24 protein-coding genes are annotated in these 25,957 nt (G+C 70.5%); 18 read left to right on the top strand and 6 right to left on the bottom strand.

Annotation, left to right across the window (positions count from 1 at the left end; genetic code table 11):
* Positions 1-21 precede the first annotated feature (21 nt).
* The 14 genes from uppS (at position 22) to AAFN86_RS13380 (ending at position 13,959) form a co-directional block, all read left to right on the top strand.
* Positions 22-765: a polyprenyl diphosphate synthase gene (gene uppS / locus AAFN86_RS13445; RefSeq protein ID WP_347543853.1), complete on the top strand. Its 744-nt coding sequence runs from the start codon at positions 22-24 to the stop codon at positions 763-765.
* Between the two features lie 14 nt (positions 766-779).
* Positions 780-1,619 carry a phosphatidate cytidylyltransferase gene (locus AAFN86_RS13440; protein WP_347543852.1) on the top strand — a complete coding sequence of 280 codons (840 nt, stop codon included), beginning with the start codon at positions 780-782 and terminating at the stop codon, positions 1,617-1,619.
* Positions 1,620-1,710: 91 nt separating this feature from the next.
* Positions 1,711-2,892, top strand: a complete 1,182-nt coding sequence (dxr, locus tag AAFN86_RS13435) for a 1-deoxy-D-xylulose-5-phosphate reductoisomerase (RefSeq protein WP_347543851.1) — start codon at positions 1,711-1,713, stop codon at positions 2,890-2,892.
* Between the two features lie 27 nt (positions 2,893-2,919).
* Entirely contained in the window at positions 2,920-4,020 is a 1,101-nt protein-coding gene (gene rseP / locus AAFN86_RS13430) for an RIP metalloprotease RseP (protein ID WP_347543850.1), read from the top strand.
* A gap of 449 nt (positions 4,021-4,469) precedes the next feature.
* The gene (gene bamA, locus AAFN86_RS13425) at positions 4,470-6,782 is read left to right on the top strand and encodes an outer membrane protein assembly factor BamA (protein WP_347543849.1); all 2,313 of its coding nucleotides are present in this window, start codon (positions 4,470-4,472) and stop codon (positions 6,780-6,782) included.
* A gap of 18 nt (positions 6,783-6,800) precedes the next feature.
* Entirely contained in the window at positions 6,801-7,616 is an 816-nt protein-coding gene (locus AAFN86_RS13420) for an OmpH family outer membrane protein (protein ID WP_347543848.1), read from the top strand.
* A 5-nt stretch (positions 7,617-7,621) separates the two neighbouring features.
* Positions 7,622-8,665, top strand: coding sequence for a UDP-3-O-(3-hydroxymyristoyl)glucosamine N-acyltransferase (gene lpxD, locus AAFN86_RS13415; RefSeq protein WP_347543847.1), 1,044 nt, complete (start codon positions 7,622-7,624; stop codon positions 8,663-8,665).
* A complete protein-coding gene (fabZ, locus tag AAFN86_RS13410) occupies positions 8,662-9,144 on the top strand; it encodes a 3-hydroxyacyl-ACP dehydratase FabZ (protein WP_347543846.1) in 483 nt (160 codons plus the stop codon). Before lpxD ends, fabZ begins: the two co-directional genes overlap by 4 nt.
* A gap of 4 nt (positions 9,145-9,148) precedes the next feature.
* The gene (gene lpxA, locus AAFN86_RS13405; RefSeq protein ID WP_347543845.1) at positions 9,149-9,991 is read left to right on the top strand and encodes an acyl-ACP--UDP-N-acetylglucosamine O-acyltransferase; all 843 of its coding nucleotides are present in this window, start codon (positions 9,149-9,151) and stop codon (positions 9,989-9,991) included.
* Positions 9,988-10,842, top strand: coding sequence for a UDP-2,3-diacylglucosamine diphosphatase LpxI domain-containing protein (locus tag AAFN86_RS13400; RefSeq protein ID WP_347543844.1), 855 nt, complete (start codon positions 9,988-9,990; stop codon positions 10,840-10,842). The genes lpxA and AAFN86_RS13400 overlap by 4 nt, the downstream gene beginning before the upstream one ends.
* A complete protein-coding gene (gene gloA / locus AAFN86_RS13395; RefSeq protein WP_347543843.1) occupies positions 10,839-11,234 on the top strand; it encodes a lactoylglutathione lyase in 396 nt (131 codons plus the stop codon). The genes AAFN86_RS13400 and gloA overlap by 4 nt, the downstream gene beginning before the upstream one ends.
* An 87-nt stretch (positions 11,235-11,321) precedes the next feature.
* Positions 11,322-11,684, top strand: coding sequence for a lipocalin-like domain-containing protein (locus AAFN86_RS13390; protein WP_347543842.1), 363 nt, complete (start codon positions 11,322-11,324; stop codon positions 11,682-11,684).
* Between the two features lie 26 nt (positions 11,685-11,710).
* Positions 11,711-13,099, top strand: coding sequence for a YcjX family protein (locus AAFN86_RS13385; RefSeq protein ID WP_347543841.1), 1,389 nt, complete (start codon positions 11,711-11,713; stop codon positions 13,097-13,099).
* Entirely contained in the window at positions 13,096-13,959 is an 864-nt protein-coding gene (locus AAFN86_RS13380) for a DUF697 domain-containing protein (protein WP_347543840.1), read from the top strand. The genes AAFN86_RS13385 and AAFN86_RS13380 overlap by 4 nt, the downstream gene beginning before the upstream one ends.
* A 299-nt stretch (positions 13,960-14,258) precedes the next feature.
* Here AAFN86_RS13380 and AAFN86_RS13375 read toward each other — a convergent pair whose 3' ends face one another.
* The 3 genes from AAFN86_RS13375 to AAFN86_RS13365 all read right to left on the bottom strand — a co-directional run bounded on the left by AAFN86_RS13375 (position 14,259) and on the right by AAFN86_RS13365 (position 18,095).
* Positions 14,259-15,713, bottom strand: coding sequence for an alkaline phosphatase family protein (locus tag AAFN86_RS13375; RefSeq protein ID WP_347543839.1), 1,455 nt, complete (start codon positions 15,711-15,713; stop codon positions 14,259-14,261).
* Between the two features lie 118 nt (positions 15,714-15,831).
* Positions 15,832-16,851: an amidohydrolase family protein gene (locus tag AAFN86_RS13370; RefSeq protein ID WP_347543838.1), complete on the bottom strand. Its 1,020-nt coding sequence runs from the start codon at positions 16,849-16,851 to the stop codon at positions 15,832-15,834.
* On the bottom strand, positions 16,848-18,095 hold the full coding sequence (locus tag AAFN86_RS13365; protein WP_347543837.1) for a flavin-dependent oxidoreductase: 1,248 nt from the start codon (positions 18,093-18,095) through the stop codon (positions 16,848-16,850). Before AAFN86_RS13365 ends, AAFN86_RS13370 begins: the two co-directional genes overlap by 4 nt.
* Before the next feature lie 101 nt (positions 18,096-18,196).
* Here AAFN86_RS13365 and AAFN86_RS13360 point away from each other — a divergent pair, with 101 nt between their 5' ends.
* Complete coding sequence (locus tag AAFN86_RS13360) at positions 18,197-19,003, top strand: SDR family oxidoreductase (RefSeq protein ID WP_347543836.1); 807 nt, start codon at positions 18,197-18,199, stop codon at positions 19,001-19,003.
* Here AAFN86_RS13360 and AAFN86_RS13355 read toward each other — a convergent pair.
* Positions 18,989-20,089 (bottom strand): isocitrate/isopropylmalate family dehydrogenase, encoded by a 1,101-nt coding sequence (locus AAFN86_RS13355; RefSeq protein WP_347543835.1) that lies wholly within the window; start codon positions 20,087-20,089, stop codon positions 18,989-18,991. The genes AAFN86_RS13360 and AAFN86_RS13355 overlap by 15 nt on opposite strands.
* Before the next feature lie 101 nt (positions 20,090-20,190).
* On the opposite strand from AAFN86_RS13355, the gene AAFN86_RS13350 reads away from it, so the two are divergent.
* Together AAFN86_RS13350 and AAFN86_RS13345 are read left to right on the top strand one after the other, a co-directional pair.
* The gene (locus AAFN86_RS13350; RefSeq protein ID WP_347543834.1) at positions 20,191-20,580 is read left to right on the top strand and encodes a hypothetical protein; all 390 of its coding nucleotides are present in this window, start codon (positions 20,191-20,193) and stop codon (positions 20,578-20,580) included.
* Between the two features lie 23 nt (positions 20,581-20,603).
* Positions 20,604-21,587 (top strand): tripartite tricarboxylate transporter substrate binding protein, encoded by a 984-nt coding sequence (locus tag AAFN86_RS13345; protein ID WP_347543833.1) that lies wholly within the window; start codon positions 20,604-20,606, stop codon positions 21,585-21,587.
* A 390-nt stretch (positions 21,588-21,977) separates the two neighbouring features.
* Here AAFN86_RS13345 and AAFN86_RS13340 read toward each other — a convergent pair whose 3' ends face one another.
* Both AAFN86_RS13340 and AAFN86_RS13335 read right to left on the bottom strand, forming a co-directional pair.
* Positions 21,978-23,615 carry a mechanosensitive ion channel domain-containing protein gene (locus AAFN86_RS13340; RefSeq protein WP_347543832.1) on the bottom strand — a complete coding sequence of 546 codons (1,638 nt, stop codon included), beginning with the start codon at positions 23,613-23,615 and terminating at the stop codon, positions 21,978-21,980.
* Between the two features lie 163 nt (positions 23,616-23,778).
* Positions 23,779-24,855 carry a mandelate racemase/muconate lactonizing enzyme family protein gene (locus AAFN86_RS13335; RefSeq protein WP_347543831.1) on the bottom strand — a complete coding sequence of 359 codons (1,077 nt, stop codon included), beginning with the start codon at positions 24,853-24,855 and terminating at the stop codon, positions 23,779-23,781.
* 83 nt (positions 24,856-24,938) lie between these two features.
* Here AAFN86_RS13335 and AAFN86_RS13330 point away from each other — a divergent pair, with 83 nt between their 5' ends.
* Positions 24,939-25,946: a hypothetical protein gene (locus AAFN86_RS13330; RefSeq protein WP_347543830.1), complete on the top strand. Its 1,008-nt coding sequence runs from the start codon at positions 24,939-24,941 to the stop codon at positions 25,944-25,946.
* Positions 25,947-25,957 lie beyond the last annotated feature (11 nt).

The following is a 25,957-nucleotide window of genomic DNA, read 5'->3' as shown; positions in this document are numbered from 1 at the left end:
TCGCCGTGGGGAAGGGGGGGCATGAGCGCCGTCACCGGACCGGTCCGCGCGACCGCCGGCCCGGCTGAACCGCCCGCCCATGTCGCCATCATCATGGACGGCAACCGTCGCTGGGCGCAGGCCCGCGGGCTGCCGGCCGCACTCGGCCACAAGGCCGGCGCCGAAGCCGTGCGCCGCACCATCGAGGCGGCGGCCGAGCAGGGCATCGGCTGGCTGACGCTGTTCGCCTTCTCCTCCGAGAACTGGCGCCGGCCGCTCGAGGAAGTGTCCGCCCTGACCGGGCTGCTGCGGCTGTACCTGCGGTCGGAAGTGGCGAGCCTGGTCAAGGAAGGCATCAGGCTGCGCGTGATCGGCGACTATGAACGCTTCGGTCCGGAGATGATCCGCTCCATCCGTGCCGCCGAGCAGGCCACCGCGGCCGGCACGCGGCTCAACCTCAACGTCGCGCTGTCCTATGGCGCGCGGGACGAGATCCTGGCCGCCGCGCGCGCGGCCGCCCGCGCCGTGGCGGAAGGCCGTCTCGCGCCCGAGGCGCTGGACGAAGCGACCTTTGGCGGTTTTCTCCAGACCGCCGGCATCCCCGACCCCGACCTGATCATCCGCACCTCGGGCGAGCAGCGGCTGTCGAATTTCCTGCTCTGGCAGGCCGCCTATGCCGAATTCGTCTTTCAGGAGGTGCTCTGGCCCGACTACGGCGCCGACCATCTGGCCGAGGCGGTGGCCGCCTATATCCGGCGCGAACGCCGCTACGGGGCACGGCCCTGAGCGGCGCCGCGGCCGTGGCGGCGGAGCCCAAGCGCTGGAGGGATCTTCGCAAGCGCTTCCTCTCCGCCCTGGTGCTGGGACCGAGCGCGCTCGCCTGCATCTGGCTGGGTGCCGAGCCCTGGACGATGCTCATCGCCATCGCCGCGGCGCTGCTGTCGTGGGAATGGGTGCATCTGTGCGGATACCGGACGCGGGCACTGCCCGGCCTGGCCGTGCCGGTCGCGGTCTTCGCGGCGGGCACGCTGGCCGTGGCCGAACAGCCGCGCGCGGCGCTTGTGCTGTTGCTCATGCTGTGGGTGGTGGCGTGGTGGACCGCCGATCGCGGCCGCGACGTGGATGGGCGCGGCCAGCCGGCGGGCTGGCTGGCGGCGGGCGTGCTCTATATCGGGCTGGCCGGCATCGCGCTGATCGAACTGCGCCACGACAACGCCGCCGGGCAGGCGAATGTGCTGTTCCTGTTCCTGGTGGTCTGGGCGTCCGACATCGGGGCCTACATGGCGGGCCGGATGTTCGGCGGGCCGAAGATCGCTCCCTCCGTGTCGCCCAACAAGACCTGGTCCGGTGCGGTGGGTGGGCTGGCCGCGGCGATGCTGGTGGGCGCGGCGACGGCGATGCTGCTGGCTCCCGGCGGCGCGGTGCGCGCGGCGGCGGTCGCGGCGATGCTGGGCGTCATGGCGCAGGCCGGCGACCTGCTGGAATCCTGGATCAAGCGGCGCTTCGAGGTGAAGGACACCTCCGCGCTGATCCCCGGCCATGGCGGCCTGCTGGACCGGCTCGACGGCGTGCTGGCGGCGGCACCGCTGGCGGCGCTGCTGGCGCTGGCGCTGGGGCGGGGCCAGCCGCTGTGGTGGTGAAACGGACAGGCCGCGGGCGGCTTGATGTGCAGTATGCGGGGCCGCCGCGGGTTGCGGTTACCCGACGCTGCTCTGGTGGCGCGGTGCCCGCGTGACCCGCAGCGTCACCATCCTCGGCAGTACCGGCTCGGTTGGCCGCAGCACGGTAGCGCTGCTGGAAGACGCCCCAACCGGCGCCTTCCGCGTCGAGGCCCTGGTCGCCAACCGCGACGCCGCCGGCCTCGCCGCCCAGGCGCGGCGGCTCGGCGCGCGGCTCGCCGTCGTCGCCGATCCCACCTGCTTCACCGCGCTGCGCGATGCGCTGTCCGGGTCGGGCATCGAGGTCGCCGCCGGCGCCGATGCCGTGGTCGCCGCCGCCGCGCGCCCGGCCGACTGGACCATGGCGGCGATCGTCGGTGCGGTCGGGCTGCCGGCCACGCTCGCCGCCCTGTCGCGCGGCGGGGTTCTTGCGCTTGCCAACAAGGAAAGCCTGGTCTGCGCCGGGGAGATAGTGCTCGCCACGGCACGCGTGGCCGGCGCCACCCTGCTGCCGGTCGATTCCGAGCACAACGCTATCTTCCAGGCGCTCGAAGCCCGCGGTGGCGGCGCCGATCCCTATGCGACGGTCGAGAAGATCGTGCTGACCGCCTCGGGCGGCCCCTGCCGGACCATGTCGCTCGCCGAGATGGCGTCCGTAACGCCCGAAGCCGCGGTGCGCCACCCGATCTGGTCGATGGGGGCGAAGATCTCGATCGATTCCGCCACCATGATGAACAAGGGCCTGGAACTGATCGAGGCCGTGCGGCTGTTCCCGGTGCCCGAGGCGCGGGTCGAGGTTCTGGTCCACCCGCAATCGACCGTGCACGGGCTGGTGCAGTACGCCGACGGGTCCCTGGTCGCCCAGCTCGGCTCGCCTGACATGCGCACGCCGATCGCCCATGCGCTGGCCTGGCCGGCGCGGATGACGGCCGCGGTGCCGCGGCTGGACCTGGTGGCACTGGGGCGGCTCGACTTCTTCGCCCCGGATCCCGTGCGCTTCCCCGCGCTGCGCCTGGCGCGGGAGGCCTTGCGGGCCGGCGGCGGCGCAACCACCATATTGAACGCTGCGAACGAGGCAGCGGTCGGGCTGTTCCTGGACCACCGCCTCGGTTTCCTGGACATCGCCGCGGTGGTGGAGGAGACGCTGTCCCGTTTTGGTGCGCCGGTGGTGGCCGACCTGGCCGCCATCCTGGCACTGGACGGGGCGGCGCGCATGGAGGCGGCGAGGATCGCCGCGGAACGGGCGGCGGCCTGACGGCCCCGCGCAACGGATACGGACCCGATGGAATTCCTGCCTGAGCCCTTCCGCACCATCATTTCCTTCGCCGTGGTGCTCGGCGTGCTGATCTTCGTGCATGAGATGGGGCACTACCTGGCGGCGCGCTGGCGCGGCGTGCATGTCGAGCGCTTTTCCATCGGCTTCGGCCGGGCGGTCTGGACGCGGACCGACAAGCGCGGCTGCGAATGGCGGGTCGGCTGGATCCCGCTCGGCGGCTATGTCAAAATGCATGGGATGGAGCATGCGGGGGAGACCGATCCGGACCCCGCCACCTACCGCCCCGGCGAAGCCTTCCATGAGAAAAGCGTGGGCGACCGCGCCATCGTCGTCGCCGCGGGCCCGATCTTCAACTTCCTGCTCGCCGCGGTGCTGTTCGCCGGCATCTTCGCCACCGTCGGGCGCCCGGTGGGCACGACCGCGATCCAGACCGTCGTCGCCGGTTCAGCGGCGGAACGCGCCGGCCTGATGCCGGGGGACCGCATCCTGTCGCTGGACGGCGAACGGGTGACCCGCTTCGAGCAGTTGCAGCGTCACATCCAGCCGCGCGCCGGCCAGCCGGTCGAGGTGCTGGTCCGCCGCGGCGAGAGCGAAATGAAGGTCGTCGCCACCCCAGCCGCGCGCGCCGAGGACGGGCGCGGCATGCTGGGCGTGACCGGCGGAGCGATCGAGCGGGAGCGGCTGGATCCCTTCACTGCGCTGGTGGACGGCACCTGGCACATGGTCGTCGTCTCGGGCCAGACGCTGTCGGGCGTGTGGCAGATGATCTCCGGCCAGCGCGGCGCGGACGAGATCGGCGGCCCGCTGCGAATCGCGCAGATGTCGGGCGAGGTGGCGGAGATGGGGATGCTGTCCCTCGTCACCTTCATCGCGCTGCTGTCGATCAACCTGGCGCTGATCAACCTGTTCCCGATCCCGATCCTCGATGGCGGCCACCTGCTGTTCTACGCGGCGGAGGCGGTTCGCGGCCGGCCGTTGACGGCGCGGGCGCAGGAATATGCCTTCCGCGGCGGCTTCGCGTTGCTGGCGACGTTGATGATCCTGGCCACCTGGAACGACCTGACGCAGCTTGGCGTGGTGCGCTGGGTGACCTCCCTGATCGGGTGATCCAACCCGGGCGGCCGCCGCTGGGGTCGGTTGAATTCTTGTTGATCCCTCGGACGGCGGGTGCGGGCCGGCTTGCCTTCGCGCCCTGCACCGGCGGGAAGGCGGCGGCGTGGGGTCTGGGCGCGGTCGCGCTTTGCGCTCGCGGCCCGAGGCATCGCCTGGGGCCTGGCCCCGGGCGGGTTGGATTGCGCTTGAGGAAGGGGTGCCAGTGTCGCGCTTGCGGGCCGACGCGGGCCTCGTGCCGAAGGTCGGCAGGCTCGACGGCGGCGCAGGACCGGTCGGCGCCTCGGCCCTGGCCCCTTCGGCGCCGGGGGGGTAGGGTCCCGGCCGCCGTCCCCCAGGGGCTCGCCTTGTTCCTGCCGTCATCAGGCACCAAGGGGTGACGGCGGACGGGCACCTCGGGTAGTGTCCGCCCCCTCCGACCGCCCCCAAGATCAGGTGCCGATTCGTTGAACAGGCTGCGCACCCTCCTCTTCGTCCTCGCCGCGTTGATCGTGGCGCTTCCCTCCTCGGCGCAGGCACCCGGACGCGTGACCGCGATCGAGGTGCAGGGCAACCAGCGCATCGAGGCGGATACCATCCGGTCCTACCTGCTGGTCCAGCCGGGCGGCACGGCCGATCCGGATTCGATGGACCGCAGCCTGCGCGCGCTGTTCGCGACCGGCCTGTTCCGCGACGTCACGATCCGCGCCGAAGGCAGCCGCGTTATCGTGCAGGTGGTCGAGAACCCGATCATCAACCGCGTCGGCTTCGAGGGAAATCGCCGCATCACGAGCGATATATTGCGCACCGAAGTGCAATTGCGCCCCCGCGGCGTCTTTACGCCGGCGGCTGCGCAGACGGAGCGCCAGCGCATCCTCGAGATCTATGCGCGGCGCGGGCGCTTCGGCGCGACGGTCGAACCCAAGATCATTGAACTCGACCAGAACCGCGTCGACGTCATCTTCGAGATCAATGAGGGCGAGATCGCGCTCGTCGCGCGCATCAACTTCGTCGGCAACGCGGATTATTCCGACAGCCGGTTGAAGGAGATCATCGCGACGCGCGAACAGGCCTGGTACCGGATCCTGTCCAGCTCCGACAGCTACGACCCGGACCGCCTGGCCTTCGACCGCGAATTGCTGCGCCGCTTCTACCTGCGCCAGGGCTATGCCGATGTGCAGATCACCGGTGCGACGGCCGAGCTCGCCCCGGATCGCAGCGGCTTCTTCCTGACCTATACGATTGACGAAGGCCCGCGCTACCGCATCGGCGAGCTGACGGTGACCAGCACCCTGCGCGGCCTCGACCCCGCCTCGGTGCAGCGGGAGATCCCGATTTCTCCCGGCGAGTGGTATGATGGCGATGCGGTGGACCGTGCCGACACGCTGCTGACCGACCTGCTGGCCACGCGCGGCTTTCCCTTCGCCAATGTCGAGCCGCGCGTCGTCCGTCATCGCGACGAACGCAAGGTGGACCTGACCTTCGAGATCACCGAAGGCCCGCGCGCCTTCGTCGAGCGCATCGAGATCAGCGGCAACACCCGCACCCAGGACCGCGTCATCCGTCGCGAATTCCGCCTCGCCGAGGGCGATCCGCTGGTGACCCAGCAGGTGCGCCGCTCGCGCGAGCGCATTCGGGCGCTCGGCTTCTTCTCGGATGTGCAGGTGAATTCGACGCCGGGCTCGGCCTCGGATCGCGTCATCCTGAACACCCAGGTCACCGAACGCGCCACCGGCGAGTTCACCCTGGGCGGCGGCTACTCGACCGATGCCGGCTTCCTCGCCGATGTGGGCCTGCGCGAGCGCAACTTGCTTGGCACCGGCGTCGATGCGCGCGCCAACGTGACCCTGGCGCAGAAGCGCAGCCAGGTGGACCTGTCGGTGACCGACCCGCAATTCCTCGAGCGCAACCTCGCGGCCGGCGCGGATGTCTTCCTCGTGCAGCGCAACCTGCAGTCCACCTCGGGCTACAATGAACGCCGCGCCGGCTTCGTCATGCGCCTGGGCTACGAGATCAACGAGCGCCTGCGCCAGACCTGGTCCTACTCGCTGGTCAATCGCGACCTGTACGACGTCAGCCCGAACACGTCCCGATTCATCCAGGAGCAGGAGGGTTCGACCCTGCTGAGCCAGGTCTCGACCACCGTCACCTATGATCGCCGCAACAGCCGCATCGAACCGCGTGAGGGCTTTGTGGTGCGCGGCGGTGCCGACCTCGCCGGCATCGGCGGCGACGTCTACTACGTCCGCCTGCGTGGCGACGGGCAATACTACATTCCCTTCGAGCAGATGCTCGGCGATCCGGACTACGTCCTGGTCCTGGCCGCCGGCGGCGGCTGGATGCTGCCCTACAATGGCGGTGAGACCCGCATCGTCGACCGCTTCTTCCTCGGCGGCGAGAACCTGCGCGGCTTCGCGCTGGGTGGCGCCGGCCCGCGCGACGTGTCGTCGAACGATGCGCTGGGCGGGCAGGTGCTCTGGACCTCCTCGGCGGAATTCCGCTTCCCGCTGCCGCTGCCGTCCGAACTCGGCTTCGTCGGGCGTGTCTTCGTCGATGTCGGCGGCAATTACGGCCTGCCGACCAACGTCAACGATTCCGGCTGCCCGACCAGCGTGCCGAACTGCCTGCGCGACGATGCCTCGCCGCGCGTCGGCATGGGTGTCGGCCTGTCCTGGCGCAGCCCGATCGGCCTCATCAACATCGACCTCGCCCAGGCCGTGGTGAAGAAGTCCTACGACCAGACGCAGGTCTTCCGCCTCGGCTTCGGCACCCGTTTCTGAACCGGGATATCATCCGACATGTCACGTAAGCTTCCGGCCGTTCTCGCGGCAATGCTCCTCGCAGTTCCGGCCGCGGCCCAGCAGAACCAGTGGTTCGTGCCGGGCCAGCCGCAGGGTGGACAACCCGGCCAGCAGCCGCCGCGCCCGGCCCAGCAGGGCCAGCGCCCGGCCCAGGCGCCGGCCCAGCGCCCGGCCACCCCGGCGCCCCCGCTCGCGCCCGGCCAGCCGCCGCCCACCGCGGTCATCGGCATCGTCGATGTGCCCGAGATCCAGCGTGTCTCGACCGCCTTCACCCAGGTGCGCGAGGCGATCGAGCAGCGCCGCGGCCGGCTGAACGAGGACCTGCAGCGCGAGCAGCAGCGCTGGCGCGACGAGCAGCAGCGCCTGGCCAATGACCGCACCACCCTGACGCCGGAACAGCTGCGCACCCGCGAACGCGACCTGCAGGACCGCATCACCGACAGCCAGCGCGTGCTGCGCGAACGTGCCCGCGACATCGAGCAACTGGCCCAGACGGCGCTGCGCGAGATCGAGCAGGCGCTCGGCATCGTCATCCGCCAGGTGGCGTCCTCGCGCGGCGTGAACGTCGTGCTGCCGCGTCCGCTGGTGATCTTCAACGAGCCTCCCTTCGACCTGACCGAGGAAGTGGCCGCGCAGCTCAACCGGATGATCCCGAACGTGACCCTGCCGGCCGAAGGCGCCGAGGCCCCGGCCGCGCCGGCCGCGCCCCGTCCGGCCCCCCCCCCCCCCCCGGGTGCGGCGGCCGCGCAGCGTCCGGCCACGCCGCCCCGCCCTGGTGCGGCATCGCCGGCCCAGGGCCAGCGGCGGCCCTGAGCGGCATGGGCGCGGATCCGCGCTTCTTCCCCGCGCGCGGGCCGTTCGCCTTGTCGGCGATTGCCGCGGCGGCGGACGTGCCGCTCGACGGCGCCGGCGAACGGCTGTTCGCGGACGTCGCGCCCCTGACCGAAGCCGGGCCTGACGAAGTCGCCTTCCTGGAAGGCCGGCGGATGCTCGCGGCGCTGCGGGAAACGCGCGCCGGCGCTGTCCTTGTGGCCGCCGCGGCGGTCAAGGACGTGCCGGCGGGCTGCATCGCGCTGGTGACCGAGGCCCCGCAACTCGCCTATGCGCGGGTCGCCGCCCTGTTCCATCCGCGTCCGGTCCCGCTGGCCGGCATCCATCCGACCGCCGTCATCGCCGCGGATGCGCGGATCGGCGCGGGCACCGAGATCGGTCCCTACGCCGTCATCGGTGCCGCGGCCGAGATCGGCGCGGACTGCATCATCGGCCCGCATGCGATGGTGGGTGCAGGCTGCGTGATCGGGCCGGGCTCGGTGATGCGCGCCCATGCGTCGATGGAATTCTGCATCGCCGGGGCCGGCGTGGTGCTCCACCAGGGTGCGCGCGTCGGCAACGAAGGCTACGGCTTCGTCACCACCAAGACTGGCGAGCATGTGACGGTGCCGCAGATCGGGCGCGTCATCCTCGGCGACGGGGTCGAGATCGGCACCAATTCCTGCGTCGATCGCGGGGCGGGGGGCGACACCGTGCTCGGGCCCGGCACGCGCCTCGACAACCTGGTGCAGATCGGACACAACGTGAAGACGGGTCGCGGTTGCGTGATCGTCGCCCAGGTCGGCATCGCCGGGTCGGTGGAACTCGGCGACTATGTCGTGGTGGCGGCGCAGGCGGGTCTGGCCGGCCACATCAAGGTCGGCGCCCAGGCGCGGATCGGCGCGCAGGCCGGCGTGATGAACGACGTGCCTGCCGCGACCGACGTGGTCGGCAGCCCGGCCTGGCCGGCGCGCGAGACGCTGCGCGCCTTCGCCCGGCTTCGGCAATTGGCGGCAACCAAAAGGGATGGGACATCGGGCGGAACGCCATGACCAGCGAGAACGAAAAGCCGGCCGCGACGCCGCGCGTGATCGAGGCCTTCGACATCGGTCAGATCATGAACGCCATCCCCCACCGCTATCCCATGCTGCTGGTGGACCGCGTCGTGGACATGGTGCTGGGTGAATCCTGCACCGGCATCAAGAACGTCACCATCAACGAGAATTTCTTCCAGGGCCATTTCCCCTCCATGCCGGTGATGCCCGGCGTGCTGATCATCGAATGCATGGCGCAGACAGCGGCCGTGCTGGTGGTCACCACCCTCGGGCCGGACTGGCAGGGCAAGCTGGTGTATTTCATGACCATCGAGAACGCGAAGTTCCGCAAGCCGGTGGTGCCCGGCGACCAGATGCGCGTCGAGGTCGTCAAGCAGCGCCAGCGCGGCAATATTTGGAAGTTCTCGGCCGAGGCGAAGGTCGACGGCAAGGTGGTGGCCGAAGCGACCTACGCCGCCATGATACTGGACCGCTGACCGCATGACCGAGATCCACCCCACCGCGGCGGTCGCCCCCGGCGCCGTCATCGGGCAGGATTGCCGCATCGGCCCCGGGTGCGTCGTCGGTCCCGACGTCGTGCTCGAGGCCGGCGTCGAGCTGCTGTCCCATGTCGTGGTGGACGGGCATACGCGCCTTGGCGCCGGCGTGCGGGTATTCCCCTTCGCGACTATCGGCATGGCGCCACAGGACCTGAAGTACAAGAACGAGCCGACACGCTGCGAGATCGGCGCCGGCACGCTGATCCGCGAGGGTGCCACCGTTCATCGCGCCAGCGTCGGCGGCGGCGGCGTCACCCGCGTCGGCGCCAACTGCATGCTGATGGCAACGGCCCATGTCGCGCATGATTGCGATGTCGGCGACGGCGTGATCCTCGCCAACAACGTGATGCTGGGCGGCCATGTGCATGTCGCCACCGGCGCGTTCATCGGCGGCGGCGCGGCGGTGCACCAGACCGTGCGAATCGGGCGGCTGGCAATGGTGTCCGGCCTGGCCGGCGTGACCAACGACATCCCCCCCTTCGGCTTCGTCTTCGGCCTGCCGGCGCGCCTCGTCGGATCCAACCGCATCGGACTGCTGCGCCGCGGCGCCGCGCGCGACCAGCTGCGCACCCTGCGCCAGGCCTACAACCTGCTGTTCAAGGAAGCGGGCGAATTCGCCAGCCGCCTGGCCGAGGTCGAACAGCGCTTCGGCGGCGAACCCCTGGTCGCCGAGGTCATCGCCTTCATCCGCGACCCGGCGCGCCGGCGCCAGCTGGTGCGGCCGGGACGCATGGCCGCGCCGGAACTCGGCGGCGGCGATGAGGAGAACGGGGAGGCGGCGTGAACCCGCCCAAGGGTCCGCTCGGCATCATCGCCGGCGGCGGCGGCCTGCCGCTCCGCGTCGCCGAGGCGGTCGCCACCTCGGGCCGTCCGGTCGTCGTGGCTGTGCTGGAAGGCCAAGGCGATGCCTCCGCCTTCACCGCCTATCCCTCGCAGAGCTTCCGCTGGGGCCTGGCGGCGCAATTGCTGGCCTGGCTGAAGGGCCATGGCGTCCGGCAACTGGTGCTGGCCGGCAGCGTCTCGCGCCCCTCCGTCCTGTCGCTGCGGCCGGATGCGGCCGGGATGAAGCTGCTGGCGCGCATCGGCCGCGCCGCCTACACCGGCGACGATTCGGTCCTGCGCGCGGTGATGGGCGTGCTGGCCGAGGATGGCTTCGAGGTGATCAGTGCCCAGCAGGTCCTCGCCGGTCTGTTGCCGCCTGCGGCGTTGCTGGCCGGGGCGCCGCCGGATGACTTGGCGCGCGCCGACATCCAGCGCGGCATCGCGGTCTGCCGGGCGCTCGGGCTCGCCGATGTCGGGCAGTGCTGCGTCGTGCAGCAGGGCCTGGTGCTGGCGGTCGAGGCCATCGAGGGCACCGATGCCATGCTCGCCCGCTGCGGCCCGCTGCACCGCGAAGGGCCGGGCGGGGTGCTGGTGAAATGCGTGAAGCCCGGCCAGTCGCGCCTGGCCGACCTGCCCACCATCGGCCCGCGCACGGTCGATGGCGCGGTGGCCGCGGGGCTGCGCGGCTTGGCGTTCGAGGCCAACGGCACCATCGTCATGGACCGCGACGCCACCATCGCGCGGGCAACGGCGGCAGGGATGTTCCTGCTCGCCTTTGACCCCGCGGACTTCAAGGAAGGAACGACAGCATGAGCCAGGGCCGCTTCCTGCACACCATGATCCGGGTCGGCGACCTCGACCGGTCCGTGGGCTTCTACACGAAACTGCTCGGCATGAAGGAACTGCGCCGGCGCGACGTGCCGGATGGCAAGTACACGCTCGCCTTCCTTGGCTACGGCGAAGGCAATGCCGAAGGCCAGGGCGAGATCGAGCTGACCTACAACTACGGCGTCGAGAAATACGAGCAGGGCAACGCCTTCGGCCATCTCGCGGTGGGCGTGCCGGATGTTGCGGCCGCCTGCGAGGCCGTGCGCACCGGTGGCGGCAAGGTGACGCGCGAGGCGGGGCCGGTGAAGTTCGGCACCACCATCATCGCCTTCGTCGAGGACCCGGACGGCTACAAGATCGAATTGATCCAGCGGTAGTCCCGGCGCCCGCCCCGCGCGCGCCGTTGGACGCGCCCGGGTGCCGGGTTCTAGCCTGATCCGGCGGTCTGTGAACGGGAGGCATCGATGGGCACCCTGCTGGGCACTTGGCGATTGGTCGATGCTCGGGCCTTCGGCCCCGACGGGGCCGAAATGGCGCCACCGCTGGGCCCCGACCCGATCGGCATCATCACCTATGAGGCCGAGCGCATGATCGTCGCGGTGGCCAGGCCAGACGCACCGACTGTCTTCAGCGGCTATGCCGGGCGCTACAGCTTCGATGGCGAGACCCTCACCGTCATGGTGGATGCCGCGCCCGATCCCACCTCGCCCGTCGAGCAGGTGCGTCAGATCCGTTTCGACGGGCCCGATCGCTACGTGGCGACGCCGACCATGCGTGTCCTGGGTTACGATGCAGGGTTGCGTCTGACCTGGGAGCGTGTCGCCTGACGGCGCGCGCAGCGGGGTAGCTGCACTTGGATTTTCCCGCACTTCTGCGCGGTGTCTTCGACACCACCGAGGACGCGGCCCGCGCGCTGGTCGGCCGCGAGCGGCTGCGGCTTGCCGTCACCGGCCTGTCGCGCGCCGGCAAGACGGTCTTCCTGACGTCGTTGATCGCCAACCTGCTCGCGGCGGGGAGAGGCGCGCGCACCTTGCCGGCGCTGGACGAAGCCGTCGGCGGGCGCATCCGCCGCGTCCGCATCGTCCCCGCCGGGACCGAGACCATCCCCCGCTTCGACCCGGATGCGCATCTCGGCGCGCTGGCGGCCGACCCGCCGCGCTGGCCTGAACGCACCGAGGATTTCTCGACGCTGTCCATCGCCATCGATGTGGAGCGCCGCACCTCGCTCGGCGGCCTGCTGCCCGAACGGCGCGTAACGCTCGACCTGCTCGACTATCCCGGCGAATGGCTGCTCGACCTGCCGATGCTGCGGCAGGATTTTTCGATATGGTCGGCGGCCACGCTCGCGCGGCTGCGCCGCGGCGTGCGGGCGCAGGCCGCGCGGGAGTTCCTCGCCTTTGTCGATGCGCTTCCCGCCGACGCGGCGGCCGAGGACGCGCTGGCGAAGCGTGGCTACACGCTGTATCGCGACGCGCTGCGCGACTGCCGGGACAATCACGGGCTGCGTTTCCTCCAGCCCGGCCGTTTCCTCAATCCCGGCCCGCGGGGGGAGGCACCGCTGCTGTGGTTCTTCCCGCTGCCGGCCACCGCGAAGGGCGGGCTCGCGGCACTCTGCGCGCGTCGCTACGCCGCCTATCTGGACGACCAGCGCAGCAATTTCCTGGATCCCTTCTTCACCCGCTTCCATCGGCAGGTGGTGCTGGTCGACGTGCTCGGCGCGCTGCATGCCGGGCAGGAAGCCTTCGAGGACACGGCGGAAGCACTGGCCGCCGTCGCCGCGGTGGTGTCCGGCGGCAACTGGCTGGAACGGCTGCTCGGCGCGGCACCGACTCGCGTGGCCTTCGCCGCCACCAAGGCGGACCATGTGCCGTCCCGCGCGCGGGATGCGTTGGCCGCGCTGGTGGAACACATCGCCCTTGGCGCGCGCGGCCGGGCCGAGGCCTCCGGCGCCGCCACATCCTTCCATGCCCTGGCCGCGATCCGCTGCACCGAGGATGCGGTGGCGACGCTGGAGGGGCAGAACTTCGCCGCCGTGCGCGGCATCCTTTTGCACGAGGGGCGCGGCGCCACCATCTATCCGGGGGAGGTGCCGATGAAACCGCCTGAACCCGCCTTCTGGCAGTCCGGATTCTTCCGCATGCCGGAATTCCGCCCACCGCGGCTCGACCCTGCCGGCGGATCCGGCGTGCCGCATCTGGGCATGGATGGGCTGCTCGCCTGGCTGCTGGGGGATGCGCTGTGAGCGCCGCCCCACCGCCGCGCGTGATCCTCGAGGACACGGCCGCACCGGCCCAGCGGCTGGATTTCGGCTGGGATGCGGCGGTCGCCACGGTCGCACCTGTCCAGCGTGGCTGGTCGTCGCTCGGGCTGGTCGGGCTCGGCGTGGCGATCCTGGTGCTGGGCTTTTCGTTGCTCGAGGCCGGCAATTTCATCGCCGCGCAATTCGTGCAGGCGACGTGGTTGGGGTGGGTCACGCTCGGCGTCGCCGTGGCCGGCTTCGGGTTGGTGTTCACGGCGATCGGGCGGGAACTGCGCGGCTATCTTGCGCTGGGCAATGTGGATCGGGTGCGGGCGGCGCATGCGCGCGGCGATATCGCTGCCCTGCGCACTGCTTTGCAGGATTGGCAGCAACGCCTGCCGGCAGGTCGGGCGCGGGCCGAAGGGCTCGCCGAGATGCCGATCGACGCGGCCTGCGCGCTGGTCGAGGCAACCAGCCTGGCGCCCATCGCCCGCGACGCAGAGGCGCTCGGCCGCGCCGCCGCGATGCAGGCCTTCGCGATGACTGCGGTGAGCCCGTCGCCGGGGCTCGATGTGCTGGTGTTCTCCTGGCGCGGCATACGCCTGGTGCGGCAGGTCGCGGCGCTGCATGGGTTGCGGCCGGGCATCGCCGGTACCGTTGCGCTGCTGCGCCGCGTCGCGATGGATGCGGCGACGGTGGCGGCGACCGATGTGGCGGTGGAGGCGATGCTGCGCGGCGTGCTCAGCAGCCGCATCGCCGAGCATGTCGCCGGCGAGGCCGCGGCGGGCGCGGTAGCGGCGCGGCGGATGATCCTGCTGGCGCGCGCGACGGATGAGGCTTGCCGGGTGTTGCCCAGGCTGTAGCGGCGCGGTTGGTTCAGGTGTGAAGGTTGGAGGGGCCTTGCCCCTCCAAACCACCCCACCAAAGGGCTGCGGCCCTTTGGAATGCGGGATTTTGGCGCTGGGCATCGAGATGGTCCGTCGCCTGGGCTCGCGCGCCGTGCCCAGTGCCATGAGAATTTCCGTACCGCCGTGCGCAATGGGCATGCACCCAGGGCGACCGACAGCCCTGCCCGGCGCCAAGTGACGGCATTCCAAAGGCCCCCTGGCCTTTGGTGGGGGAGGTCCGGAGGGGGCAAAGCCCTCTCCGGTTCCCCCTGCGATCACTGTGCGAAAGCCGGCCGCCGCGGTGCCCGTGCCGCCCGGTGCATCGCCGACGGATAGAACCGCCCATTCGGTCCGCGCATCGCCTCCAGCACGAAGCCGCCAGGAAGGGTGACCACCTCCCGCGCCGGCGGTGCATCGGCGGTGGCATCAAACGCCGCGTGCAAGGGACGTCCCTCCATGCCTGCCGACGGCAAACCGAGAAGGTGCAGAACGGTCGGCACGATGTCGGTCAGGTCGGCCGCTTCCTGCGCCACCGCGCCGCGCCGGAACGGTCCGCCCTGCATCACCAGCACGGTTGCGAGTTCCGCCCGGTGCAGCCCGCCATGCATCCCGCCGCCTTCGGGCACGTCCGGCGCGTCGAAGGGTGCGAAGCCCGGCAGGCCCCATTCGTCGGCCGCTTCGTCGCCGGCGAAGGTCGCGACCAGGTCGGCGCTGCGCGCGTGGCCGCTGCCCAGCAGCGCGAGCGGCATCGCCCGGCCCTCCGGCAGGATGGAGGTGTCACGTGCCAGCAGCGGCCCGGCCCAGGGCTGCGATGCAAGGAACTCCGCGATCTGCGGGGCGATCCCGAGGTCGCGCAGCCACAGCCCCGGCGCGGCGGCGGGTGCGACGACGACATCGACATCGGGCCCCATGCCCGTGCCGGCGCGGAAGCCGGCGCGCTGCAATTCCGAGCGCAGGCAGCGCTTGCCACGGCCGGTGACATGGCCGTGGTCGGAAAGCACGATGATGGCGATCTCGGCTGCGTCGGGCTGCGCGTCGCGCCAGGCGCGGATGCGGCCCAGCACGGCATCGGCGGCGCGCAGCGCGTCCTGTGCGTGCGGCGCGCGCAGTCCGCCCCAGTGGAAGGAGACATCGGGCTCGGACAGCCACAGCAGCGCGACGTCGGGCGCGTGGCGCGGCAGGACGTGTTCCAGCAGCACGCGGCCGGCGAATTCCACGCGTGGGATGTTCGGGACCGCCGCGTCCGGTGTGGCGCCGAGGGCATCGCGAACCTCCGCCGCCGTCGCGCCGTCGCTATCCTCGACATTCCAGCGGAAGGAACCGAGGCGTTCGGCCGCCGGATGCAGCAGGCGCGCCGCCCCGGCCGTGCCGGCGCTGACCAGCGCGAAGCGCAGGCCGAAAGGCGCCATCCGCTCCGCCAGGCTGGCGCGCTGCAGCGGCGATTCCGCCCCGGCGGCCATGGCGAGGACATCGTCCACCAGTTTGGTGCGCAGCAGCCGGTCCGGTGCGACGGACGCGTCGAACAGCGTGTTCGCCACCATGCCGTGGCCACCCGGGCGACAGCCGGTGATCAGCGACGGCGTGGCGACGCGCGTTTCCGAAGGAAACACGCTGCGCGCATTGGCGAAGCGCGTTCCCTCGGCGGCCAGTGCGAACAGGTTCGGCGTCGCCGCGGCGTCCACCATGTCCGGTCGCATGCCGTCGAGTGCGACCATGATGACACGGGTCATCGGGCGTGGCCGGTCAGGCTGGTCTGCTGCGTCATGGTGGCATGTTCCTCGCAATGGAAAGTCCGGCCATCGCATGGTCGCCGCGATGGCCGGATGACAGAGCGATGAAGACGGCGTGTCAGGGCAGGCGGTAGAAGCGCGTCGCCGCGCGCCAGAACAGGTCGGCCTTCTCCTCGGCGCTGGCGCCGGCGGCGATGCGCTTGAAGGCGTTCCAGCCGGCGGCGTAGCCATAGCCGCCCTTGTCCACCGGGAAGTTGCTTTCGAACATGCAGCGGTTGCTGCCGAACAGGTCGATGCAGCTGTCCATCCAGGGCTTCCAGGCTTCCGCCAGCATCGCCGAGGATGGGGCGATCTCGCCCAGTTCCAGGCCAAGGCCAGGCAAGCGCATCCCCAGCCCGCCGACCTTGACCATCACATTCGGGCAGGTGGCGAGGTCGCGCATATTGGCCGACCAGGTCGCGAAGACCTCGTCCCGCCGACCGGCATAACTGCTGATGCCGAGGATGCCGCCGCAATGGTTCAGCACCATCGGCACCCCGGGGAAGGCGCGGGCGAGGGCGGTGAGCTTGGGGATCTGGTGGAAGTACATCCAGGAATCGAAGGACAGGCCGCGCCTGCCCAACTCCGCGATGCCGGCGCGGAAGGCCGTGCTGTCGAGCATGTCCTCGGCCGGGGTATAGGCCGGGTTCAGTACGACCGGATCGGTGTCCCAGGTGGCGATGTGGCGGATGCCGCGGAAGCGGCCATTGCCCGCGGCGAGATGCGCATCCAGCACGGCACCGGCAGCCGCGCCGCGCGTCAGATCCGCAAAGCCGACGATCCCCGCACAGACGCGCACATCACCGTAGATGCCGCTCTCGCACATCGCAGCGACCCCGGCGGCGTATTGCGTCTCGCCGACCGGGCGCAGTTCCTCGGGGCCATCGGCGCGGTGGAAGGCACGCGCCTGCACCAGCACCGTCGCATACACGTCATGGCCGGTGCGGAGATCGGCGAGGATGTCATCGAGCCGATAGCGCCAGCCAGGCCGTTCCCACAAATGGTGATGCGGATCGACGATGCGCTGGCCGGGGTCCAGGATCTCCTCCTGCCGTGCGGCGAGCCAATCCTCGCGGACGGGAATGTAGTGCTGGCTCATGCGGCTCTCCGGGGCGGGTTGAGGCTGGGGCGGGCGTTCAGCGTCGCCGGCTCGAAGCCCGCGAGGCGCTTGTAGCGGGCGGCGATCTCGGCACGTTCCGCCAGCGGCATCACGGCGTCGATGTCGGCGAAGCCCTGCGGTGCGCGTTGTTCCGCAAGGTCGAGCACGATGTCCGGCCCGTCGCCGCGCGTGGCGTGGACCAGCGCGGCGGTGGCTGGGCGGCGGATCGCCTCATAGGCCTCGAGGGCGGCGACCGGGTGTTCGATCGTTGCGATCTGCAACGCCAGCGTCCGCGCATCGATGATTGCCTGCGACGCGCCGTTCGACCCGATCGGATAGAGCGGATGCGCCGCATCGCCGAGCAGCGTCACGCGCCCATGCGTCCAGCGCGGCAGTGGGTCGCGATCAACCATCGGAAATTCGTAGACCGCGTCTGCTGAGCGGATCAGCGCGGGCACGTCGAGCCAGGGGAAGCGCCACGCTTCGAAGGCCGGCAGGAAATCCTCGATCCTGCCGGGGCGGTTCCAATCCTCGCGCCGCCAGGGCTGGTTCGGGTCGGTGCGAAGCTCGGCGATCCAGTTGGTCAGCTTGAGGCCATCCGGCGCGTCGCCGATCGGATAGACGACGAACTTCACCTGGCGACTGCCGATCTGCGCCATGGTCGCCCCGGTGAGGAAGGGTGCGGCGAGGCTGGTGGCCCGCCACAGGATCGCGCCATTCCAGATCGGCGGCCCTTCATTCGGATGGACGATGGCGCGCACGACGGAATGGATGCCGTCGGCCGCGACCAGCACGTCGCCGCGCGCGCTGCGCCCATCCTCGAAGCGCGCGGTCACGCCGGCATCGTCCTGTTCGAAGCCCGTCATGCGGGCGCCGAGCGTGATGCAGGCATCGCCGAGACGTTCGCGCGCCGCTTCCAGCAATGCCAGATGCAGCCGCCCGCGATGGATCGAAACCTGCGGCCAAGTATAGCCGGCTGAGAGCCCTCGCGGTTCCGACCAGATCATCTGGCCGAAGCGGTTCGCATAGGCGAGTTCCCGTGTCGCGACCCCGGCCGCCACGACGCAGTCCTGCAAACCAAGTTCGGTGAGTTCGCGCATCGCATGCGGCAGCACGTTGATGCCGACGCCGAGCGGCCTGATCTCGGGGCTCTGCTCGAAGACCTCGACCGCGATGCCGGCGGCGTGCAGCGACAGCGCGGTCGTCAGCCCGCCAATGCCCCCGCCCGCGACGATGACGCGCATGATCGTTTCCCCTTCCTGCCGGCAGGATAGCGGGCGGCCGGGCCTGGGCAAACCGGGGCCGCGGCGTCAGGCTGCCGGACGAGAAGGAACGGAGGAAACCCATGGGACGCAACGTCCTCATCACCGGGGCGGCGGGTGGGATCGGCCAGGCGATGGTCGCCGCGACGCTCGCTGCCGGCCATGCGGTGGCGGCGCTGGATCGCGACGAGGCGGGCCTGGCTGCCCTGGCCTCGGCGCATCCCGGCACGGCGCTGCACACCATCCGCGGCGATCTCGCCACCGAGCATGGCTGCCTGGCCGCCGTCACCGAAGCGGCCGTCCGCCTCGGCCGTGTCGATGCGGTGGTGAACAATGCGGGCATCGGTGTCTCCAGCCTGCGCCCGGATGCCGAGACGATACTGCCGTCCATCGAGGAACTCGACGCCGCCACCTGGGACCGCTTCTTCGCCATCAATGTCCGCGCGCCGATGCTGCTGTTGCGCGCCGCGCTGCCGATGATGCGCGCGGGCGGCTGGGGCAGGGTGGTGAACAACACCACATCCTTCCGCACCATGCTGCGCGTGATGCCCTATGGCGCGACGAAGGCGGCGCTGGAAGCCGCCTCAGCGGTCTGGGCGACAGAACTCGCCGGCACCGGCGTTACGGTGAATGTGCTGATCCCGGGCGGGCCGACGGATACGCCGTTCATCGGCGCCGGCGCGACCTGGCCGCGCGAGCAGATGCTGCGCCCGGCGGTGATGGGCCCGCCGCTCGCCTGGCTGCTGTCCGATGCGGCGGCCGGGGTCACCGGCCAGCGCATCACCGCCGGGCGCTGGGACGCGGCGGCACCGGAAGCCGCTGCCGCGATGCGCGCGATCGGTTGGCCGGAACTCGGCGCCGACGCGGTGTGGCTGTCAGCTGGGCGCTGAACCGATCTTCGCCGCCACGGCGCGCGCCGCTGCGACCGTGCCATCCGCACCGCCGATATCGGCGGTGCGCAGCCCTTCGGCGAAGGCCGCATCGACTGCCGCATCCAGTTCGGCGGCCGCATCGGCATAGGCCTGGCCGGCACCTTTGTCCGCCAGCCAGTCCAGCATCATCGCGGCGGACAGGATCGTCGCGGTGGGGTTCGCCAACCCCTTGCCGGCGATGTCGGGTGCGGTGCCATGCGCCGGCTGGAACACCGCATGGGTGTCGCCGACATCGGCACTCGGCGCGAAGCCCATGCCGCCGATCAGCCCGGCCGCGAGGTCGGAGAGGATGTCGCCGAACATGTTCTCGGTCGGCAGCACGTCGAAGGCCCAGGGCTTGCGGATCAGGTCGAGCGCCATCGCATCGACGTAATGCGCGCCATGCGCCACGTCCGGGTATGCCGCCGCGATTTCGGCGAAGATGCCGCGCATGAAGGCGAAGGCGCGGAACACGTTGGCCTTGTCCACCAGCGTGACCGTGCCCGGCTTGCCGCGCCGCGCCGCGCGCCGCTGCGCCAGGCCGAAGGAGAAACGCGCCAGCTTCTCGGTGACGGCGCGGGTGATGCGCAGCGTCTCCTCCGCCATGTCATGCGTCACCACGCCGCGGTCGCGGGAGAAGAACAGTCCCTCGGTGCTCTCGCGCACGATGACGAAGTCGATGTCGCGCGCGCGCGGATCGGCCAGCGCGACCGGGACGCCCGGCAGGGCGCGGAACGGCCGTACGCCGGCATACAGGTTCAGTCTGAACCGCAAATCGAGCTGCGGCGCGATCTCGGTGCCGTCATCCGTGCGGATCTCCGGCCAGCCCATGGCGCCGAGCAGGATCGCATCGGCCTTCGCTGCGCTGGCAAAGGTCTCCTCGCTCATCGCCGTGCCGGTGTCGCGGTAGCAGAAGGCGCCGGCGCGCAGCTGTTCGTAGTCGAGGCCGAGGCCGTGGCGCTTCGCCAGCGGTTCCAGCACGGCGAGCGTCGCCGCGGTCACCTCGGTGCCGATGCCATCCCCGGGGAGGACGGCGATGCGATGGGTGTTGGATGGCAAGGGCATGGCGCTTCCTCGGGTTTCTCCCAGCATGGATTTTCCCATGCGTGGCGGTGCGGCGCCAGCCTTCAGCCCCTGGTAAGCATCACGCGGCATGATGGCGCGCCATGCCCCGCGATCCCCTCTCCACACTGGCGAAGCTCCGCGCCATCGACGTCCAGGCCGTGCAGCGCGGCCTGGCGGAGGCGCGTGCCGCGTTCTCGGCGCAGCAACGCGCGACGGAGGCAGCCGAGGCCGTGCTCCACGCCGAACAGCCCGGCAGCCTGCCCTTCACCTACGGGGCCTTCCTCGCCTGTGGCCTGGCAGTGCGTCAGGCGCAGCGCGCGGCGCTGGCCCGCGCCGAGGCCGCGCAGGAGGCCGAGCGCGAGGCCTTGGCCCTGGCGCGCGGCGCCGAGAAGGTGCTGGGCATCCTGCGCGAGCGTCGCGCCGCGCAGCACCGTCGCCTCGCCGCCCGGCGCGAGCAGGCCCGCTTGGAGGATGCCCTGCCGAGGGGATAGATTGGCGCTCCGGAGGAGACGTCATGAACAAGCCCATCGCCCGCCGCGCGCTGCTCGGCGCCGCCAGCCTACCGCTGCTGCCCGTCGTTGCACATGCGCAGTCCGACTGGCCGAACCGCCCCGTGAAGATCATCGTGCCGTTTCCGCCCGGCCAGGCCGCCGATATCCTGACGCGGCTGGTCGCGGACGAACTCTCCAAGCGCTGGCCGCAGCGCGTGGTGGTCGAGAACCGCGGCGGGGGGGCCTCCGTGCCCGCGATGGAAGCCGGCGCACGGTCGCCTGCCGATGGCTACACGCTGATCGCGGGGTCGTCCGGGCCGCTTGGCATCAACCCTTCCGTCCTGCCGCGCCTGCCCTATGACGCGGAGAAGGATTTCGTCGGCATCTCTAACGTCGCGATGGTGCCGCTGCTGATCGTCGCCCACCCCTCGCTGCCTTACAACACGATGCAGGAGGTGGCGGCCGCGGCGCGTGCGGAACCCGGGGCGCTGAACATGGCATCCGCCGGGCCGGCGACGAGCCAGCACATGGCGGCCGAATTGCTGATGCTGCGCGCCAATATCCGCTTCAACATCGTGCACTACCGCGGCAGCGGGCCGGGGGTCGCCGACCTCATCGCCGGCAATGTGAAGCTGATGACGGATTCCGTCGCGTCCTCCCTGCCGCATATCCGCGACGGGCGGGTGAAGCCGATCGCGCTGTGTTCCGCGACCCGCGTGCCGCAGTTGCCGGAGGTGCCGACCATCGCCGAGACGCTGGTGCCCGGTTACGCCGCCGCGGGCTGGAGCGCGCTGGTGGCGCCCGCCGGCACCCCGGCGGATGTCGTGCGCAAGATCAACGCCGATGTGGTCGCGGTGCTGCGGGACCCGGCGATCAGCGGGCGCATCACCCAGATGGGCGCGGTGGCCGACCCGCAGACGCCGGAGGAATGCGCGGCGTTCATCCGGTCCGAGATCGCGAAGTGGCGTGAGGTGGCCCAGGCGGCGAATGTGCGGCTGGAAGGGTGAGCCGATGGGGCGGCGCCGCTGACGGCGAGCCCTCGCTTCCGCCCTCTCCAAGGGCAGTGCCTCATCTGCGCGACGGTAAGACGGAGGAATTGGAGGGGCTTTGCCCCTCCAAGCCACCCCACCAAAGGCCAACGGGCCTTTGGAATGCGGGGTTTTGGTGTTGGGCAGGCAGGGAGTTCTGTCGCTTGGGCTCGGGCGTCGGGCGCAGCGCCAAGTGACGGTTTCCAAAGGCCCACTGGCCTTTGGTGGGATGAGGTTTGGAGAGGGACAAAGCCCCTCTCCGAGACACTGCCGCACCGTAACGTCGCGCATATGGGGCGGTGTCCTCGCGCGGGGTTCAGGACGGCCAGGGGCGTCGGCGGTGATGCCGATCCGTCGTGATCGACCCGCTCAGACGGTCCCGGAGGTCGACCTGGGATCGTCGCTCGACGGGCCGCCAACGCGGGCTTCATCCAGGGCCAGGAGGATCATCAGGATCAACTCCTGCTGGATGGCGAGGAAGTTCGCCTCCTGGGAGGTCAGGATCTGCGCGGCGATGTCGATTTCGAGCGACGTGTCCGTTACCCCGACCAGTCGAACGCGAGGCCAGCCCGGTAGATTGGCGACGCTGTCATGCGCCTCCAGCTTCGCCTGAAGATCCGCCAGCAGGGCCAGCAGCCTGGTGCGCTCGGTGTGGCGCGCCACGCCGATGCGATGCTGGAAGGTCCATCGTTCGCGTGCGGACAGGTTGGTGACATGGGTCTTCGCCAGGTCGGCATTCGGGACGGTCGTGACGCGGCCATCGCTGGCGCGGATCCGGCTCGATCGCGGCCCGATGGAGATCACTTGCCCGGTCGCGCTGCCAAACGCGATGCTGTCGCCTACCCGAAAGGGGCGATCGGCGAAGATGGAGACGCCGCCATAGAGGTTCTCGACCGTGGACTGCGCCGCGAGGGCCAGCGCGACACCGCCGATCGAGACCCCGGCGAGCAGCCCAAGCGCCGGGATGCCGATGTCGTTTGCACCCAGCATGAGAAGGCCGCCCGCGGAAAACAGTGACCCGACGCGTGCGACGAGACGCATCAGGTTCGCATCGTAGACGTCGTTGGAGAACAGCGGCGAGGCGACCACCGCCTCGGCCAGCAGCCACCAGGCGAGCCAGGCCGCCCAAGCGGCGGCGATGTAGAGAATGATGACCACCGACAGCATCCCCGCATCGGCGACGATGCCGGTCGGGATGATTTCGAGCAACACGAAGGAATAGGTCAGCCCGGCCAGGATGGCCATCAGGATGGGGGTGGTCAGGGAGACGGCATTGGCCTTCCACGGCGACAGCGTCGCGCTCAACCGCCGCATGTAGCGCCACCACACGCTGGTGGCGCCGAGCGTGACCAGGAACGCCAGCAGGGTGGCGAGCGTCTTCCAAAGCGGCGTCTCGTCAATGGTGACCTGCAGGAATGCAGGGATCGAACGGGTTGGCAGATGCGTCAGAAGCGGTCCCGTCGCAGTCCGCTGCAGGCTGCGCCAGCTTGGCAGGCCGGTGTCGCGGATCGGCGGCTCGTCGATGATCTCGGCATGCCAGCGCGGCAGGTTGGCGAGGGTATAGGCGGAAAACACATAGTCGCCGGCGCGCGCGCCGTCGGTCAGGCGAACGAGGCGGATTTCCGTCCCCGGCAGGGTCCAATGGGCGGGCGTCCCGCTCGATACCGCGGGACCCGTATACTCGGGCAGCCTGTTCAGGATGTCCGCGAGATAGGCGACGCCCGTCGCGGCGTGCTTCAGCCGCGTCGCCGCAGGCACTTCGCGCAGGTCGAACACCGCTGTGCCGAGGCGAAGATTGGCGCGCGCCACCGCGATCTCATTCGCATAGGTCGGATTCCGCTGATAGGTGCGGAACAAGCTCTCGATGCGCCGCGTCTCCGCCAGGAAGGAACGATAGGTGGCGACCGGGTTCGAGGTGTCGAGCTCGGACTGCAATCCCGTCGCCGAGGCGGAACGGCACGCGATCAGGCAGGCGATGAGCGCCATCAGTAGGTGGAGTCGCCGCATCCGCCCCGATCCGTCAAGCCATCGCCCGACCCTAGCACAACGGTGCCGTCCCTGCTGCACTCTTGCCATCGGCGTAGGATGTGTGGGGCAAGGTCCACCGGGCGCTCGCCGGTGATGGATCCCACCGCCCGACGCCGCTGGGCAGGGACGCCTGTTGCGGCCCTCAGTCGAGAATGGGCTCATACCCCAGCCCGGGCGCCTCCGGCACCGCGATCATCCCACCCTTTGGCACCAACGCATCCCCATAGGGCGCGCGCAGCAGGTCGGCGAAGTAGATCTCGATCGGCTCGGCTTCCTCTGTCGCCGCCAGGAAATGCAGCGTCGCCAGCAGCCCCGGGCCGAAATACGGGCAATGCGGTACCAGCCGCACACCGGCTTCGCGTGCGAGTTCCGCGATCTCCAGCATCGCCGACATGCCTCCGATCTTGGTGATCGAAGGCTGTGCGACATCGACCGCGCGGGTTTCGAAGGTGCGGCAGAAATCCTCCACCGTGCCGTTGCACTCGCCTGCCGAGATCGGCGTCGCCGCCGCCGCGCGGATGCGCGCGATGGCAGGGATGTCCTCTGGCGGCCAGATCGGCTCCTCGACCCAGCCGATGTTGAGTCCGGCGACATCCTCGCAGAACTGCACCGCCTCGGCCTCGGTGTCCCAGACGCAGTTGATGTCGAGCATCAGAGGGATTTCGCGCGGGGCGGCGTCGCGCGCGGCGCGGATGCAGCGCAGGTCGAATTCATGCAGCTTGATGTGGCGGTAGCCGCGCGCCACGGCCTCCGTCACGTTACGCGCGACATCGTCGGGCGCGCCATAGCGCAACAGGGACGCATAAGCCGGCACCTCGCGCCGCGCGGCGTTGCCCAGCAGCGCATGCAGCGGCTTGCCCGCGGCCTTCGCGCGGATGTCCCACAACGCGATGTCGATCGCCGACAGGCCGAAGGTGACCGGCCCGTTGCGCCCGAAATTGTGGAAGCGGCGCGCCAGCATGCGCATCAGCGCGGCGATGTCGCGCACGTCCTGGCCGATGCAGGCCGGGCCGATCAGCCGGTCGATCGCATCCTTCGTCGTATCCACCAGCGTGAAGCCGAAGCCCTCGCCCCAGCCATGGATGCCGGCATCGGTCTCGACGCGCACCAGCAGCGTGTCCATCGCCTTGAGGTGCAGGTTGCCGCCCACCCCGCCGGCGCTCGCGCCATAGGTGAAGTCGGTGCGGTGGTGATGGGTGGTGACCCGGGTGATCTTCATCGGCATTTCCTTTCGCGCGCGGCGCGTTGGGTCGATACTGCCCGCAAGGCCGGGCGAGCAGAAGCCGGGCGCGGGAGGTCGCGATGGATGAACGCGCGGGGTGGGAGGCGGTGGGCGACTGGTATCATGCCTGGTTCACCGGAACGGTGCTCACCGCGGTGTCGCGCCGCGGACCTGCCGATGCCGCCGAACTGGTCTTCCGCGTGTTCCGCCGCCAGCAGCAGCAGACCTTCCTGGCCGGGCTGGCGAAGCTCGGCATCGACCACCTGCCACCGGCGGTGGCCGCGGCACGGTATCACTATCTGTCGAACTTCATCGGCGGCGTCGGCGTCGAATATGTCGAGGAGAGTCCGCGCAAGGCATGGATCCGCTATCCGCCGCCGCGCTGGATCTGGCCCGGTACGACGATCTGCGGCATCCCTTCGGAGGTGAATGCCGCCATGCTGCGCGGCTGGCACGCGAATAATGGCGTGTTGCTGGGCCGGCTTGGCCTGGGTTTCGTCTGCACCGGGCAGACGGTGGACGGCGATCCGGGGCTCGAGGGCTACTACGTCGAGCACGACCGCGACCTCGACGAACAGGAACGGCTGCGCTTCACGCGGGACGAACGCATGCCGCGCTTCGATCCGGCGAAGGCGCCCAAGCTGCCGGTGCTGGATTGGCCGGTGGAGCGCATCGCCAAGGCGAAGCGCGCTTACGCGATGGAATACGCCCGCACCGTGATGCAGGAAGCGGTCGCGCTATGGGGTGCGGGACCGGGAGGCGCGTTGCTCGGCCACGCGGCGCGCCTTGTCGGCATGCAGCATGTCCATGCGACGGCCGCGGCGCTGGGCGCGACCGACTTTCCGGACTTCATGGTCGCGATGGCGGCGGCGGAAGGCGATGTGGCGCACGCCGCACGGCAACGCGACGGCAGCGCGACTATCACGCGCGGGGCGCTGCCGCTGTTCCGCGGCCTGGCCGCCGACGACCCGGCAATGCAGGCCGCCTGGAACGAATTGATGGTCGGCGCGCTGGCGGCCTGGGATCGCTTTACCCGGCTGGAGCGAATGGGCCCGTTGGAATGGCGACTGGCGCCGGTCGAGGCCTGACGCCCGCCCGC

The sequence above is a fragment of the Roseomonas sp. CAU 1739 genome (assembly GCF_039839775.1).
In the GTDB taxonomy this organism is placed as follows: domain Bacteria; phylum Pseudomonadota; class Alphaproteobacteria; order Acetobacterales; family Acetobacteraceae; genus Neoroseomonas.
This window is presented reverse-complemented; position numbering and strand designations above follow the sequence as displayed.